Here is a 17,611-nt window from a genome sequence, read left to right on the forward strand (position 1 = left end):
AGCTGTGGACGCCTTTTTTCGTTTTTAAGCCTAGTAAATATTTAGTAAACCGCAATGCATGCACATGCTTGCCTCTGATAGGAAACACACGATGAATCAACTTACCCGCGTAGTAGTGGTCGGCAACGGCATGGTGGGACATTATTTTATGCAGGAGCTGGTCAAGCGCCACCCGGACCTGACAGCCGCAAACCTGCAAGTCACCGTATTGGGCGAAGAGCCACGCCCTGCGTACGATCGTGTGCACCTCTCCAGCTTTTTCTCAGGCAGCACGGCTGAAGATCTTTCATTAGTCGAACCTGGTTTTTATGACCGCCCGGGCCTGGAGTTATGCCTGAATGCCCGCGTCAGCCACATTGACCGCCACCAGCATACCGTCACCCTCACAGACAACACCGTCTTGCCCTATGACAAGCTGGTATTGGCGACCGGCTCTTTCCCATTTGTGCCATCGGTCGCCGGGCGTGATCGTGACAACTGCTTTGTATACCGCACCATTGAAGACCTGGAAGCCATGACCGCAGCCGGCAAAACATCCAAAAGCGGTGTGGTGGTCGGCGGTGGCCTGCTGGGCTTGGAATGCGCCAAAGCATTGCGCGACATGGGTCTCGACACCCATGTGGTGGAATTTGCCCCACGCCTGATGGCAGTACAAGTCGATGAGGCTGGCGGCAAAGTATTGCGCAGCAAGATTGAAGAACTGGGCGTACACGTGCACACCAGCCGCAACACCACCGCGATTGTGGACGGCGCAACCGCACGTCATCGCATGGTGTTTTTTGATGAAACCTGGCTGGAAACCGACATGATCGTGTTCTCCGCCGGTATCCGCCCACGTGATGAACTGGCACGCGAATCTGGCCTGGCCATCGGCGCCCGCGGCGGTATCGCCATTGATGATTTCTCGCGCTCCAGTGACCACGACATTTACGCGATTGGCGAATGCGCCAGCTGGCACGACGAGATGTACGGCCTGGTGGCACCTGGTTACGATATGGCGCGCACCGCATGTGCGCACTTGTCAGGTGAAACCACGGCCACCTTTCAGGGTGCAGACATGAGCACCAAACTCAAACTGATGGGCGTCGATGTGGCCAGTGTTGGTGATGCGCATGGCAAGACCCATGGTTGCCGCAGCTATCAGTACACGGATGAAGTACGCAATATCTACAAAAAAATCGTCGTTAGCGAAGATGGCAAAAAACTGCTGGGCGCGGTGTTAATCGGCAATGCCGATGAATATGGCACGCTGCAACAGATGACCGTCAATGAGATGCCTTTGCCGGAAAACCCGGAGTTTTTGATTCTGCCTGCCAGCGATGGCAAAGAAAAACCAGGCCTGGGCGTGGATGCCCTGCCAGACACGGCGGTGCTCTGCTCCTGTAACAACGTGAGCAAAGGCGCAATTGGCGAGGCGGTGGCTGCGGGTAATTGCAGTATAGGTGCCATCAAATCCTGTACGAAAGCCGGTACAGCCTGCGGCGGCTGCGTGCCACTGGTGACACAAGTGATGAAAGCACAGATGGTGAAACTGGGCATGACAGTGAATAACCATCTGTGCGAACACTTCCCATATTCGCGCCAGGAGCTTTACCACCTGGTGCGTGTTGAGCAAATCCGCACGTTTGACGAACTATTGGAAAAACATGGCAAAGGCATGGGTTGTGACATTTGTAAACCAACCGCAGCCAGTGTGCTGGCTTCGTGCTGGAACGACTTTATCCTGAAAAAAGACTTGGCTTCACTGCAAGACTCCAATGACTACTTTCTCGGCAATATCCAGAAAGACGGCAGTTACTCAGTGGTGCCACGTATGCCAGGCGGCGAAGTCACCCCTGACGGCCTGATTGCGATTGGCCAGATTGCCAAAAAATATAATTTGTATACCAAGGTCACTGGCGGTGCACGGGTTGATATGTTTGGTGCCCGCGTTGAGCAATTACCTAATATTTGGGAAGAGTTGATCGCCGCTGGCTTTGAGTCCGGCCATGCCTATGGCAAATCATTGCGCACAGTAAAAAGCTGCGTTGGCTCGACCTGGTGCCGTTATGGTGTGGATGACAGCGTTGGCCTCGCCGTGCAGTTGGAGAACCGTTACAAAGGCTTGCGCGCACCGCACAAAATCAAGTTTGGTGTCTCAGGTTGTACGCGTGAATGTGCCGAGGCTCAAGGCAAAGACGTCGGTTTAATCGCCACCGAAAGCGGCTGGAACCTCTATGTGTGTGGTAACGGCGGCATGAAGCCACGCCACGCCGAGCTGATTGCCAGCGACCTCACTAAAGAAGAGGCGATCCGCATGATAGACCGATTCCTCATGTTCTATATCCGCACCGCCGACCGCCTGCAACGCACCAGCACCTGGCGCGACAACATGGAAGGTGGCCTGGACTACCTGCGTAACGTCGTGATCAATGACTCGCTCGGTTTGGGCGCTGAGCTGGAAGCACAAATGCAACACGTGGTCGACAACTATCAGGACGAATGGAAAACCGCTGTCAACGACCCTGAAGTGCGCAAACGTTTCCGCAGCTTTGTAAACAGCGCGGCTGGCGATAACAACATCGTCTTTGTCAACGAACGCGAACAAATGCGCCCGGCGACGGTACAGGAAAAACAGGCTGCGAAGGTGATCCCTATCCTCGCCACCACAGAATAATCAATGGAGTCACAGATGAGTCAGTTACAACAAGCAGTGTCATCAGATGCTGTCATGAATCAAATCGCAGACAATTTAGGCACCTGGCACTCAGTGTGTGCCCTGGAAGACATCTGGCCGAATATGGGCGTCTGCGCATTGCTCGACGGCCGTCAGGTTGCCATTTTCCGCCTGCAGGACAATCAGCTCTACGCTATGGATAACTACGATCCGCACAGCGACGCCAACGTGCTGTCGCGTGGCATCGTCGGTGATTTAGGCGGCGAACGTGTAGTCGCCTCGCCTATCTACAAGCATCACTACCAGTTGCGTACCGGTGTTTGTGTAGAGGATGCCAGCATCTGCCTCAAGACTTACCCGGTAGAACTGCGTGATGGCGCAGTCTGGGTGCAGGTCTAGGTCACATCGGGGTTAGCGGTCTATGGTCACGCAGGTAAAATCAGTCTGTCCTTATTGCGGTGTCGGTTGCGGCATTGTGATGGAAGTAGAAAACCATAAAGTGATCAAGGTCTACGGCGACAAGCAGCATCCGACCAACTTTGGCCGACTGTGCACCAAAGGCAATACCTGCGCACAAGCCCTTGCCGACTCTGGCCGCTTGGAATATGCCTATGTGCGCCCAGCGCGCGGGCAAGAGTCAGTGCGTACCGGCATGGATGCCGCCATTAAGGAAACCGCCCGCCGCCTGCGCGCCATTTTGGACGACCATGGACCGGATGCGATTGCCCTCTATGTCTCAGGCCAGATGTCGATAGAATCGCAGTACCTCGCCAACAAACTGGTCAAGGGCTATCTCGGCAGCAACAATATTGAATCCAACTCACGCCTGTGTATGGCCAGCGCAGGCAGTGGCTATAAATTGTCGCTAGGAGCTGATGGCCCACCCGGCTCTTACCAGGACTTTGACCAGACCGACTTGTTCTTCGTCATTGGTGCCAACATGGCCGATTGCCACCCGATTTTATTCCTGCGCATGATGGATAGAGTCAAAGCCGGGGCGAAATTGATTGTGGTGGATCCTCGCCGCAACACCACGGCTGACAAAGCAAACCTGTTTATGCAGATCAAGCCGGGCACAGATTTAGCCTTACTCAATGGCCTGTTGCATCTGCTGGTAAAAAATGGCCACACCGACGCCGCATTTATTGCCGAATTCACCGAAGGCTGGGAAGTCATGCCAGACTTTTTGGAGGCATATTCACCAGCAAAAGTCGCAGAGATCACCGGCATCGATGAACACGCACTCCGCCAGGCCGCAGAGTGGATAGGCACCAGCAAAAACTGGATCAGTTGCTGGACCATGGGCCTCAACCAAAGCACGCATGGCACCTGGAACACCAACGCGATTTGTAACCTGCACCTGGCCACCGGCGCCATCTGCCGCCCTGGCAGTGGCCCGTTCTCTCTCACCGGGCAACCTAATGCCATGGGCGGCCGCGAAATGGGCTATATGGGCCCTGGCCTGCCAGGCCAGCGCTCAGTGCTAGTCGAACAGGATCGCCAGTTTATAGAAAACCTGTGGCAAGTGCCCGAAGGCACACTGCACACTCGCCTGGGTGGCGGCACCGTCGCTATGTTTGAGCAAATGATGGCAGGCCAAATTAAAGCATGCTGGGTCATTTGCACCAACCCTGTGGCGAGCATGGCCAACCGTAAAAATGTGATTGCGGGCTTGGAAAAAGCCGAGCTGGTGATTGCCCAGGATGCCTTCCTGGATACTGAAACCAACCGCTATGCTGACATTCTGCTACCTGGTGCGTTGTGGGCCGAGGCAGAAGGCGTAATGATTAACTCAGAACGCAATATGACCTTGATGCAGCATGCCGTGAACCCGCCGGGTGAAGCGATGGCAGACTGGCAGATCATTGCCAAAGTCGCTTGTGAGATGGGTTTTAGCGAAGGCTTCAGCTACACCTCTGCCGCTGAAGTGTTTGAAGAAATCACTCGCGCCTCTAACCTGAAAACCGGCTACGACATCCGCGGTGTGAGCCATGACAAGTTACGCCAGCAACCTCTGCAATGGCCATGCGCGCCAGACAACACAGAAGATCGCCATCCGGTTCGCTATCTCAACGACGGCATCAGCCAAAAGCTGACCATTCGCGAAGATGGTAGCCAACCGCGTATTGCGTTTGCCACCGCCAGCGGCAAAGGCGTGTTTTTTGCCCGCCCGCATATGGACCCAGCCGAACTGCCAGACCCAGACTACCCGTTTGTACTCAACACCGGCCGCCTGCAACACCAATGGCACACCATGACCAAAACCGGCAAGATTGCCACGCTGAACAAGCTCAACCCTGGCCCGTTTGTAGAGCTGCACCCCGAAGATGCTGCTGCGTTAGGCATACAAGACAAAGATCAGGTCGAGATTCGCTCGCGGCGTGGCCGTGCCGTATTACCGGCCGTGGTGACCGACCGCGTGCGCGCAGGTAACTGCTTTGCACCTTTTCACTGGAACGATGTGTTTGGGGATGATTTAACCATTAATGCCGTCACCAGTGATGCCATAGACCCCATTTCGCAACAACCCGAATTCAAATTCTGCGCCGTGGCCATGACACGCGTCTCCGCCCCACGCACGTCAGATAAACACATCCCGGCAGAGATCAGTACCAGTGATGCAATCAATCACGCCAAGGAATTAGAGATGAAAGATATTGACGCATTCGCCAGACTGCTTGGCCTGGATGCACCAGCGGAAATCACCCTGGATGCCCAGGAGCAGTTGTATTTACAGGGATTTATTACTGGCCTGCGTACAGAAGAATCACGCAAGCTAGGCGGTGTCCCTACATTGCCAGAGGGTGCGCCACTGGCCCCCACCAAGCATTTATTAGTCAACGGCATATTAGCAGGGCTATTTGCACGCAGTTGGCTGCCTGCTGAGAGCCATTTAGCTGGCCTGCCGCTAGCACCAGCCAGCGCACCAATGACCATTCTCTGGGCCTCGCAAACCGGTAATGCAGAAGGCTTTGCCGAAAAGTGTGCAGAACAGTTCAAAGCGCAAAGCCGTCGTGTCAATATCAGTCAGATGGACAGTTTCAAAGTGACAGACCTGGCCTCCACCACGCAATTGCTCATACTCACCAGCACCTTTGGTGATGGCGATCCGCCTGATAATGCTCATCAGTTTTGGGCTGCGCTACAGGCAGACAATGCACCAAATCTGCAAAATACGCAGTTTTCGGTACTGGCCTTTGGCGACTCGAACTATGATCAATTTTGTGGCTTTGGCCGTAAACTGGATGCGCGACTAGAAGCGCTGGGTGCACAACGCCTGAGCGATCGTGTGGACTGTGAGCCGGACTTTGAACAACCCGCTAACGAATGGCTGGGCAAAGTGATGACTGCCTTAGCCAATAGTGCCGCCAGCGTGGCGCAACCCGCCATGGCACTGGCCGGGGATGCAGATGAAGCAGTGGCAGAAACTGCCGCAGCAACGCCTTCAGGCTATACCCGCCAGCACCCACTCAAAGCGCCATTAGTCATTAACCAGCGCCTCAATGCCCACGGCGCAGAGAAAGAAATACGCCAGTTTGGCTTTGACCTCACCAATAGTGGCTTCAGCTATGAAGCGGGCGATGCACTCGGCGTCTGGCCCACCAACTGCCCTGAACTGGTAGGCGACATGCTGAGTGCGCTCAAACTCTCACCCTCCACCATGGTGAGCGTCAAAGATCACGGCGACATCGCTTTAGTGGATGCACTATCACATCACTATGAGATTGCCCGCATCACGCCTGACCTGCTCAAATTTGTGCAAGAGCGCAGTGCTAGCAGCGCGCTTGCCAGTTTGATGGCCGACGACAAAGCCCTCAAAGACTGGCTATGGGGTAAACAAATCATCGACGTATTACAGGCATATCCCATCAAAGTCGAAGCAAGCGAATGGCTGGCAGTGTTAAAACGCCTGCAACCGCGCCTTTACTCCATTTCGTCCAGCCCGAAAACACATCCCAACCAGGTGCACCTGACTGTTTCCACCGTGCGTTACGGTAAAGACAACGCGCGTGGCGGCGTTTGCTCCACCTTTATGGCTGACCGCGCAGGTGATATCAATGTGCCTATTTTTCTACAACTCTCAGCACATTTCCGCCCACCAAAAAACCCGGATGCACCGCTGATTATGGTCGGCCCCGGCACCGGCATCGCGCCATTTATCGCCTTTTTGCAAGAGCGCCAGGCCACCGCAGCGCCAGGTAAAAACTGGCTGTTTTTTGGTGAGCAACACGCCACCACCGACTTTTACTACCGCGAAGAATTAGAGACACTACAACAAGCAGGCGTGTTGACCCGCCTGGATACCGCCTTCTCACGCGACCAAGCCGACAAGATTTATGTGCAACACCGCATGCTGGAACAAGGCGAACAGCTATGGCAATGGCTGCAACAAGGTGCCCATTTCTGCGTGTGCGGCGATGCCAGCCGTATGGCAAAAGATGTGGATGCAGCCTTGAAAACGATTGTGCAAACGCACGGCAAGATGAGTGCAGAAGATGCCGCTGACTATGTGTCAAAAATGTCCCAGGAAAAACGATACGTGCGGGATGTTTACTAAAATAGCCTATAGCACAATAATTTGCTGGCAGAGCGTCGCATAAATCCGTTGGTGCTGTGTTCGACTCACAGAGGGGCCACCATTGATAGAGAGACTCAAGGTTAACGCCTTGGGTCTTTTTTTGATGTAAAGCATTGACTCCATTCAGCCAGTTGATTATCAGGTGTATAAGTTTTTGTTTGTGCATTGACATCAAAGTACTACAGACTTACACTCGCCCCACCATGGTTCAGCTTGGCAATACTTAAACAAAGCCAAGCGGATTAAAAGGGAATCCGGTGCCGTCTTAACTTACTACGAGACCATTCCGGAACTGCCCCCGCAACTGTAATCGGATAGCCTGTTCGCTCATCTAGCCACTGAGTCCATCACTTGGGAAGGCTGCGAATAGACCGTGACCCGAAAGTCAGGAGACCTGCCTTGGTGTAGTCGCAGAGTTCGAATTAGGGCGGGGTGCTCCTGATAGAAGTGAATATCAATTCATCGTTTACACATCTATAACACCGTATACAGCAGTTATGTCATGTCGCTCACCGGCATGAATCAGGCTGTCCATTCTTTGAATCCTGCTACTAGCAAAGTACGTGACGGATTGGTCACGTTAATTTGAATAGTTTTCAGGGAAGATACAATAATGTTTAAACAAAAGGTCTTGAGCGTGGCCATATTGGCAGCGCTGTCCAGCACTGCATTCGCAGAAGATGATGTACTAGAAGAGGTGGTAGTTAACGCACCTGCAGAACCTAAGGCAGCAATCAATCTCAATAAAACCAATAGTACGGCAACTCGATTGGGGTTGACCGCAAAAGAGACACCAGCTAGCGTCGAAGTAGTCGACAGCAAAACCATTCGCCAACGTGGAGATATCAGCATAAAAGAAGCCGTTACTCGTACAACTGGCATTACTGATATTAGCACCCCCGGCAATGGGCAATCCTTTTCATCACGTGGATTCACAGGAAACAACTCTGTAGCACAAGCAGAAGACGGCGTTCGGCTTGTGACTGGGGCTGGCACACTTACCTATCCATCAGATACTTGGGGTTACGAGCAAATTGAAGTGCTACGCGGGCCTGCTTCCGTCATATTTGGCGATGGTTCGGCCGGAGGTGTTGTTAATAGTGTCAGGAAAAAAGCCAGCAGGGAAACATCTCTTGAAGCTTTGTTCGGATTGGGAACACGGGGTGCCTATCGGACCGGTGTTGGTGGATCAGGTGCAATAGGTAATGTTGGTGCTTTTCGTATTGACGCATCTGCATTAGGGGGTAATGGGTACATAGATCGCGGCGATTATAAAAGTAAAAAAATCATGTCGTCGTTTCTATTCACCCCTACAGAAAATCTACGGGTTGGTTTTACTCTTGACCATGCAGAGGATTCACCGACAGCCATCTATGGCTCTCCATTAGTGAATGGCAAAATTTCGCGCTCATTACGTAAATCCAACTTCAATGTAGACAATAACAAAATGGACTTCATTGATACACGGGCTCGGGCCAAGGTTGAATGGGATATCACCCCCTCATTAAAATTCAAAAATGAGACATACTGGTTTAAGTCGGATCGGGAATGGCGTAACGCGGAAAACTATGCACTGAATACCACGACTAATCGAGTAACACGCACTAGTTTCTTAGCTATCGAACATGACCAGACCCAGTATGGCAACCGTATGGAGTTGGCCTCAATTGATACCGTGTTTGGACATCAGAATCGCATAGCAGCGGGTTGGGAAATATCTCATACGGATTTTCTTCATAGCAGCAATGCAGGCAACACTGCTTCAGACAATGTCCCTGTGTCTAACTTCTCTCCTGGCCTATTTTTAAGCACTACTGCTATCCTGAAAAACTATGATGCTGATCTCAAGCAGCAAGCTTTCTTTGTTGAGGATGCATTTAATGCTACTGATACATTAAAACTGGTAGTTGGTTTGCGAAAGGACCTGATAGATACATATCGTAAAGATTACAGAGGAGGCCCCAATGTTAATCAGGATTTCTCACCGTTAACCTGGCGCGCAGGTACTGTATTTGATTTGACGCAAAATACTACATTGTATGGGCAGATGAGCCGAGGAACAGATCCTATTGCTAACTTATTAGGTTTGAATTTGGCAAACGCTCAGTTTGACCTGACTAAGTCCCGTCAGGAGGAAATAGGTATTAAGCACCTACTGCCTGATGCGAAAGGCCAAATGACACTTGCCTTATATCACATAGCTAAAGATGACATCATCACGCGTGATCCAATCACCCCATCCATCTCTATCCAGGGCGGTAAGCAATCTTCAAGAGGTATTGAATTTGCAACTACGCTGTTTCCCGTTGAAAACTGGCGCACAGATTTCAATATAGCCATACTGGATGCTCGTTTTGACGAGCTCAAGGAAGGTAATGCCGGTATATCACGTGCAGGCAATACGCCTTCCAATGTTCCAGAGCGTGTGGCTAACGCCTGGTTATATTATCAGCAACCTAAATGGGAGGCCGGTGTAGGTGCCAGATACGTGGGTAAACGTTATGCCGATAGTGCCAACGCGATTACTATGGACAGTTATACCGTTTACGATGCGAGTGCAGCCTGGAATATCAACAGGCAGATAACGTTGCGGGCAAATTTGCGTAATCTTACGGATAAATTCTACGCTGCATTGGCTTACGGAAGTACTCAGCAAATTATTGGAGCCCCAAGGCAGCTGGAATTAACTGCTGAGTTCAAGTACTAAAAGTCATTCGATGCGATTATTTACTTTACGCAATCTGCATCTATGGCATCGTTGGCTAGGGATAAGCTTAGGGTTGTTTGTACTACTCTGGTTTATCTCAGGCCTCGTGATGCTTTACGTAGGCTATCCTAAACTGAATCAAGAGGAACGCCTTGCAACACTAAGGGCAGTTGACTTAAGCAAGATTAAATTCAGTGCTGAAAAAGCATGGGCTATCGCCGGAAGCCATAATGAACCCGAAATAGTCAGGCTGAATATGCACAATGATAGGCCCACCTATCATTTTTTACAGGGCGACTCATGGCTATCAATCTGGGCGGATACTGGTCAGCGGCTTGCAGTCGATAATGACCTGATTAGAGGCAGTATTAGAGAGTTTTCTCCACATGTTGGCATTCAGAGCAGCCATCTCATTACCCGAGATCAATGGTCAATTTCATCCGGTTTAAATGCACATCGCCCACTGCATAAAATCGTACTGAAAGATGATAAGGGCACTGAGCTTTACGTATCCAGTCATACCGGTGAAGTCGTGCTGGACACGCAGCTAAATGAACGTACTTGGAACTGGCTGGGGTCTGTTATTCACTGGATATATTTCACTCCTCTGCGTGTGGAGCGTGAATTGTGGCGACAAGTGATCATGTGGACTTCAGGCGCAGCTTTTGTATTAACAGCATTAGGTATGTGGCTGGGAATACAAAGGATTCGCATCAAGCGCAGGTATAGCAATAACCGTGTCTCACCATACCGTGGCTGGGCACGCTGGCATCATTTCTCAGGTTTGATCGCAGGTATCTTTTGCATCACATGGCTTTTTAGTGGCTGGCTGTCGGTCAAGCCTTTTGACTGGATATCCTCTCGTAAAATGAGCGAACAGGAAACTCTTGCATGGACGGGAGGCAAGATAAGTCTAGGCGAAATGAAGTTACCCAGTCAGTTGGCTATGAAAGAGATTAAGGAAATCGAATGGGCCAAGTTCGATGGAAAAGTTCGGTTGTTGGCGTATACAGCAGATAGTAAATACCTCCTCGACATCTCAAATGGTGCAGCTGTAGCGACTTTTGATCAGACAGTGCTTGCCCATCGGGCACAAGCTATGCAGCCTGGCGTAACGCAAATATCTGCTGAATGGTTAAACGATGGCGACATGTACTATCGCTCTAACCCTGAACACAAAATTTCAAAAGTACTTAAAGTGGAGTTTGCCGATAACGAAAGAACAACATATTACCTAGCCCCTGAGACAGGACAAGTTGTATCGTCCCACAACAATGATAGCCGACTCTACAGATGGTTATTCAATGCACTGCACTGTATGGATTTCCCTCCTCTCCGAAACGATGAGGTTAGTCGTCAAGCAATTATTATTGCGCTTTCTCTTGGCGGCATCCTCGTAAGCGTCGCAGGAGTCGTGCTCGGCTGGCGCAGGTTACGCCATTAATAAACCAACTGCGCTTTTAGGCCTTTATGTTAATTTGCCATGAGGGTTGTTGGGCTTTTAGGGAGAGGTTCAAGGTTAATTCCGTCAGTTACTTAGTTACGAATGGTAAAGGGCAAGCATCACTGCACCGAGTACCTTTGAGGACTCCGTGAGCATGAGACATTAAATGGAAAAATTGATATTCATTCATTAACAATCCAGCTAAAATCGAAAAATGTTTTACTCAGCGACACATAAACTGATTGCTAGGCTTGCCATACTGGCTATGCTTTTGGTCAGTCTTGTGCCGACGCTGAGCATTGCATTCCCGATGCAAAGTGGTAAAACTTTCATGGGCGAGGTGTGCTCTACACAACGTAGCAAGTTATTAGTCATAGTAACCACTACTCAAGGTAAGCAGTTATCTACCCAGATCAACTTTAAGCCTTCTGAGAAACCAGTATCGTTAAATCACCACTTGAACCACTGTCCTTTCTGTAATATGGCATTGGATCAAGTCGCGCTACCTACATATAGTCCAGCATACATCCTTTTTCAACAAGCCCAGGCTAGCATCGCTCTAAGCGAGTATCAGCCACCTGTAGTTTCCAATTTCTACCCTACTGCGCACACCTCCCGCGCACCGCCAGTCATTTCCTAATTCAGTTCGCTCTATTTCCTGCCTGGCTCACCTAGACAGAGAGATATTTGTGCTTGGCCGTCCATCGTGTTTAGCAAAGTCGCTAACTCGATTCGGGGAATAGCCTGCTATCGACTTCCAAAATGTTGTATTGAATATGTACATACACAACGTATTGATCCTAGCAGTGTTGGCGTGGCCAAGCAGCGCCGTAATTAACTACAGGAAAGCAGTATTTATGAAAAAGAAAAATCCAATTGTCGTAGCCCCTCGTTTGTCGATATTGAACGTGGCTATTGGCTTGGCCTTATGTTCCGGGGCTTGGGCAGAGGAAGTCCAGCAGTTGCCAGAAATTAAAGTCATTGGCGAAAGATTGCCTGCATTTGGTGTTTTATTAACTGACGAAACTTTGAATGCACGACGTTTTGCTACTAATGACACGAGTACATTATTGGAGGGCATCCCAGGCGTCAGCTTTTATACCGGTGGAGGGGTGTCAAGTTTGCCTGTGATCAATGGCTTGGCCGATGACCGTTTAAAAGTCACAGTTGATGGCATGAGCATTACATCGGCATGTCCAAACCACATGAATCCTGCATTATCGTACATCGACCCAGCCGCAGTAGGCCAAATAAACGTATATGCAGGGATTGTGCCTGTTAGCCAAGGCGGGGATTCTATTGGTGGAGCGATAGCCGTTAAGTCTGCACCACCTGTGTTTGCGAAAACTGGCGAAGGTATTAAAACGTCCGGGAATGTCACTGCCTTTCATCGCAGCAATGGGAGCGTGAATGGCGTAAGTGTTCAGGCAAATGCTGCCACCGAAAATTTTAGCATTGGGTATGTAGGCAATACGGTTGATGCCGGTAATTACAATGATGGCAATGGCAATAAGGTTGTAGCCAGTCGTTATAAGGTACGAAATAACACATTGAAATTTGCAGCTGCTTCAGGTTCAGATCTCTGGACCGTAGCGCTTGGCTGGCAAGATATCCCCTTACAAGGCTACCCTAATCAAGCGATGGATATGACATACAACAAGAGCATGTCTATCAATGTTGGTTACAGCGGAAATTTTGATTGGGGGATTCTGGAAGCGCGTGCTTTCCGCCAGCGTGTACGCCATAAGATGGACGTATTGTCAGACAAAGCTGCGGCGGCGGGCTTTGCCGTTGCTGATTCGTATATGCCAATGGACACCGATGCTGTTGATCTTGGCTACTCAATTATGGGTACAACACCGTTAAATGAAAATCAAACGGCCCGCTTAGGCCATGAGTTCCATCGCTATAGCTTGGATGACTGGTGGCCTCCATTGGCTGGGTCTACGGCGATGGGGCCTAATACTTTTTGGAATGTCAACGGGGGTAGACGTGATCGGTTGGCATTGTTCTCTGAGTTGGATACCAAAGTCAGTAACAAGTTATCCACGCAAGTTGGTGCTCGTGTTGAGAAAGTCACTATGAATACAGGTGATGTTCAAGGGTATTACGACGCTAGCGCACCTTTTGGCGATGCCTATGAAACGGATGCGGCTGCATTTAATGCCAGAGAGCACAAACGGAGAGACTTGAATTGGGACCTGACCGCCTCAGCGCGTTATGTGAATAACTCAAACGAAACCTACGATATTGGATTCTCACGCAAGACCCGTTCACCTAACCTACATGAACGCTATACATGGTCAAGCGAAGCGATGATGGCAGGCCTGATGAATAACTGGTTTGGAGACCTAAACTCGTATGTCGGCAACTTGGATCTCAAACCAGAGGTAGCTTATAGCATTAAAGCGGGCGCTGATTGGCATGACGCGGAACGCCAGAATTGGCAGTTGAGAGTAACCCCTTTCTATACTTACGTGAAAGACTATATCAACGCCACGGCAAACACCTCATCCAATCCGTTCAACATGAGTGGGCTGTTAGGGCGCCAGTCTCTGACATTCACGAATGAAGATGCCCAACTTTACGGCGTCGATGTTTCCGGCAAGAAGCTTCTTGGTCAAGCCTATGGTGAGTGGACAGTGCGTGCGGCGTTAAGCTACACCCGTGGTAGAACGACCAGTGGTGACAACCTCTATAACATCATGCCTTTGAACACACGTTTGGCGATTGATCATAGCCTAGGTGCATGGTCGAACACGTTTGAGGCCGTTACCGTTAGTGCCAAGGATCATTTGAGTGCTATTCGTGCTGAGCAAGCCACAGAAGGCTATGGCATTGCAAACTACCGCACAACCTACAAGCTAAACAAAACAATCAGGTTGGATGCCAGTATAGATAATGTATTTGATCGTCAGTACAACTTGCCATTGGGCGGTTTGGAATATGTCAGCGGCAACATGACAAATGCTCCTAAGCCTGTACGTGCGATGGGACGTTCAGTGAACGTTGGTGTATCAGTCAGCTTTTAAGAGATAACACATTTACAAGTTGTAGTACTTTGGAGTTAAAAAATGATTTATTCAATCTGCGAAAAATACGCAGTAATGGCGAGTGCCTGCCTGATTGTGGCACCAATAGTAGTCAATGCTGAAGACTCATTGCCTGAAGTAAGTGTGACAGAAAAAGCCTTGGTTAAGAGCGGTGCCCAATCGCTGACTGTTCCAAATACTGCACAAGCGACAGTCGATATTCAACGCATACCTGGAGCTGTAGAAGTTGTACCAGATACAGCCTATAAGGGAGGGCCTGCACAGACAGTCAAAGATATGTTGGGATGGGTGCCTGGCATTTTCGCGCAATCCCGATATGGCGATGATGCACGTATCTCCATTCGAGGTTCGGGTCTTTCCCGCAATTATGGTAACCGTGGCATCAACATGTATATGGATGGCATCCCAATTAATACTGCTGACGGCTTGGTAGATAACTTTGAAATTGATCCAACGGCCTTCCGCTATATCGAGGTATACAAGGGCGCAAATGCGATGCGATATGGCGCGAATACCTTGGGCGGTGCAATCAACTATGTCACACCCACAGGTCGTGATGCAGATTTATTCGTTGGCCGTGTTGATATTGGCAGTTTTGGCTATAAAAGAGCACAAGCTAGTACAGGTGGTGTGAGTGGCCCATTGGATTATTTTATTACTGCTTCAGCACAAGAGTTTAATGGTTATCGCCAACATAGCGATGGTGACCAGCAGCGACTGAGCGGGAATTTAGGCTATCAATTCTCGCCGGATGCAGAGACGCGTTTCTATGTGAACTTGAATGCAATTGACCAACGCTTGCCAGGAGAAGTATCCAAAGCATCTGCTTTGCACTCACCTAGGACAGCCGCATCAGAATTCACCCGTGTAGATCAGCAGCGCAATATCAATTCTCAGCGTTTAGCCAATAAAACCACTCTGCGCTTCGGTTCAACCACTGTGGAACTTGGAGTATTTGGGGTCAATCGTCACGTAGACCATCCGATCTTTCAATACCTGGATTACACAGTGCGCGATTATGGCGGCTTTATACGTGCCACTGATGACAGCCAAATCAGCGGCTTTAATAATCGCTTAGTGGTCGGTGCCAATATACATAACGGGAAGATCGACAACGATCAGTACGTTAACCTAACCGGCGGCATCAAGGGAGCACTCGCTGCATCTAACATTGATAGGTCAAAGAATATCTCGGCTTATGCAGAGGATACCTTTTCATTCCTACCAAATGTAGCACTGGTGGCAGGCGTGCAATATCTACATGCAGAGCGTGACAGAAAAGACAGATTCCTGTCTGATGGAGACCAATCCGGTAGCCGTACATATGATCTTTTTAGTCCAAAGATTGGCCTGTTATGGGATGTAGATGCCTCATGGCAAGTATTCACGAATATTTCCCGTAGCGCTGAAATACCTACCTACGATGCGAATACCTTTGTCTCGACGGCCACCTCAGACCTGAATGCCCAAACGGCAACCACATACGAAATTGGCACACGCGGTACACGTCCCGATTTCACTTGGGATTTTGCGATTTACCATGCAGATATCAAAAACGAATTACAGTGTTTGACTACTGCGCCATGGGCACCTTGTTCTGTAGTGAATGCAGGGAAGACTCAGCATAGAGGTTTAGAGGCTGGTATTGGTTTGCCATTCCTGAAATCTACTTTTACACAAGGCGATACCTTCGTATTCAATGCTGCATATTCGCTTAATGACTTCCGCTTCGATAATGACCCTAATTACGGCAACAACCGTTTGCCCGGTGTGCCTAAGCATTTCTTAAGGTCAGAGGTCGTTTATAAACACCCGAATGGTTTTTATGCTGGACCTAATATCGAGTGGTCACCTAGTTCTTATTACGCTGACAATGTTAACTCCACCACTGTGGACAGATACATGTTGCTGAACTTAAGACTTGGTTATATGCAGGCCAAAGGTTGGTCAGGTTATTTAGAAGGAAGAAACCTTGCCGATAGACGCTATATCGCAAACGTTGCGATTGCTGGAACTGCAGACCCGACGATGGAAATATTTAACCCAGGCACTGGCCGTGCTGCTTATGCAGGGTTGCAATACAAGTGGTAGTTAAGCGTAATTAAATAGGTCAGCGTTCAACACTTAAGTAATTGCCAATCTCATGCTGATGATTCAGTTGAGGTTGGCATTTTTTATGCGTTTTTTTCGTCTTGGTTAAAACTTAGCAAATAATGCAATAATTTCTAACGCGGAATAATGTTTAGTTTGACGTGCGTAATGCCTGTTTGAGAAGAGATGGCATCGACGCATTTTTCTACTTCAGCAAGTTTGCCCTTTAGCATGACTGTTTCCATGCAATGCTCATGGTCTAAATGTACGTGCTGTGCAGCAATGAACACATGATGATGTGCATGCTGTTGTTAGGGGCAATTCAAACACTGTTACAACCTTTAGTTTTTCTCCCTCACCTGGCAGGCGCCATCCTAGGAAGTAGCCCTCATCAACCGAATTCAGCAGTATTTATTTCTGTACCTTTTATACAGTTTTATGGTTTATTTTTATTTATTTGCTGGTTAAAGACTCATCGGAAAAACAATGGTAGCGACTAGCCAAACAATCAGCGGCTAGCGGATACGACGGTAATCCCGGCTGAGATCATTAGCCATTTGTTGGCTTGACGTGAGTCCAGATACAACATTGTGAGACAGCTAGATTTCCCGCCTATACACTCGTGACTCTGTAATCGATCTGATTATCTGGAGGAGAAAACATAAGGTCAGAAAAGTAAAAAACACCTCTTAATTTGAGGTGTTTTTCAACAAATAAATCATAGCTTTATGATTTATTAAGCGCAGTTAACACCGACTGCAACACCCCAGGAAACTTTTGCTCAATCTCCGCCACTCTGAGCGCATTCATGTGCTCTGTGCCTTCAATTAAGGTTTCCACTAATCCGGCTGCGCGCAGGATTTTAAAGTGATGCGACATGCTGGATTTAGGGCGATTTAAATCCAGCTCACCGCATGTGAGTTTGCGGCCAGCATTAGCCAAACGGCCAACAATCTCAAGGCGCGTCGGGTCAGACAGGGCATACATGATGTCTGTCAGCTCTACTTGATCAATACTCGGATGCTTAATTTGCCGCATGTTTAAAATTTATCACAACGCTTGATATTATTCTATAGTTCGA

The 17,611-nt window shown here is 49.3% G+C and carries 9 protein-coding genes, 1 pseudogene and 1 riboswitch; of the genes and pseudogenes, 8 read left to right on the forward strand and 2 right to left on the reverse strand.

Features of this window, described 5'->3' with window-relative positions:
* Window positions 1-91 precede the first annotated feature (91 nt).
* From nirB to METH5_RS0101525, 8 genes are all read left to right on the forward strand, one after another.
* Window positions 92-2,656, forward strand: coding sequence for a nitrite reductase large subunit NirB (gene nirB / locus METH5_RS0101490; protein WP_029146832.1), 2,565 nt, complete (start codon window positions 92-94; stop codon window positions 2,654-2,656).
* Window positions 2,657-2,671: 15 nt separating this feature from the next.
* Window positions 2,672-3,055, forward strand: a complete 384-nt coding sequence (nirD, locus tag METH5_RS0101495; RefSeq protein WP_029146833.1) for a nitrite reductase small subunit NirD — start codon at window positions 2,672-2,674, stop codon at window positions 3,053-3,055.
* 22 nt (window positions 3,056-3,077) lie between these two features.
* Complete coding sequence (locus tag METH5_RS0101500) at window positions 3,078-7,214, forward strand: sulfite reductase subunit alpha (protein WP_029146834.1); 4,137 nt, start codon at window positions 3,078-3,080, stop codon at window positions 7,212-7,214.
* Window positions 7,215-7,422: 208 nt separating this feature from the next.
* Window positions 7,423-7,652, forward strand: a riboswitch (cobalamin riboswitch).
* 196 nt (window positions 7,653-7,848) lie between these two features.
* Window positions 7,849-9,942: a TonB-dependent siderophore receptor gene (locus METH5_RS0101505; RefSeq protein WP_029146835.1), complete on the forward strand. Its 2,094-nt coding sequence runs from the start codon at window positions 7,849-7,851 to the stop codon at window positions 9,940-9,942.
* 109 nt (window positions 9,943-10,051) lie between these two features.
* Window positions 10,052-11,386, forward strand: coding sequence for a hypothetical protein (locus tag METH5_RS0101510; protein WP_369758895.1), 1,335 nt, complete (start codon window positions 10,052-10,054; stop codon window positions 11,384-11,386).
* 214 nt (window positions 11,387-11,600) lie between these two features.
* Window positions 11,601-12,026 (forward strand): DUF2946 domain-containing protein, encoded by a 426-nt coding sequence (locus METH5_RS15300; RefSeq protein ID WP_255337138.1) that lies wholly within the window; start codon window positions 11,601-11,603, stop codon window positions 12,024-12,026.
* A 217-nt stretch (window positions 12,027-12,243) separates the two neighbouring features.
* Window positions 12,244-14,418, forward strand: coding sequence for a TonB-dependent siderophore receptor (locus METH5_RS0101520; protein WP_029146838.1), 2,175 nt, complete (start codon window positions 12,244-12,246; stop codon window positions 14,416-14,418).
* A gap of 42 nt (window positions 14,419-14,460) precedes the next feature.
* Window positions 14,461-16,530 carry a TonB-dependent receptor gene (locus METH5_RS0101525; protein ID WP_036307461.1) on the forward strand — a complete coding sequence of 690 codons (2,070 nt, stop codon included), beginning with the start codon at window positions 14,461-14,463 and terminating at the stop codon, window positions 16,528-16,530.
* 134 nt (window positions 16,531-16,664) lie between these two features.
* Here the strand turns inward: METH5_RS0101525 and METH5_RS14685 are convergent.
* Together METH5_RS14685 and METH5_RS0101535 are read right to left on the reverse strand one after the other, a co-directional pair.
* Window positions 16,665-16,826, reverse strand: a pseudogene (locus METH5_RS14685) (nickel-responsive transcriptional regulator NikR); the annotation flags it as partial.
* Between the two features lie 430 nt (window positions 16,827-17,256).
* Window positions 17,257-17,568, reverse strand: coding sequence for a helix-turn-helix transcriptional regulator (locus METH5_RS0101535; RefSeq protein ID WP_029146840.1), 312 nt, complete (start codon window positions 17,566-17,568; stop codon window positions 17,257-17,259).
* Between the last annotated feature and the right edge of the window lie 43 nt (window positions 17,569-17,611).

Source organism: Methylophilus sp. 5 (assembly GCF_000515275.1).
In the GTDB taxonomy this organism is placed as follows: domain Bacteria; phylum Pseudomonadota; class Gammaproteobacteria; order Burkholderiales; family Methylophilaceae; genus Methylophilus.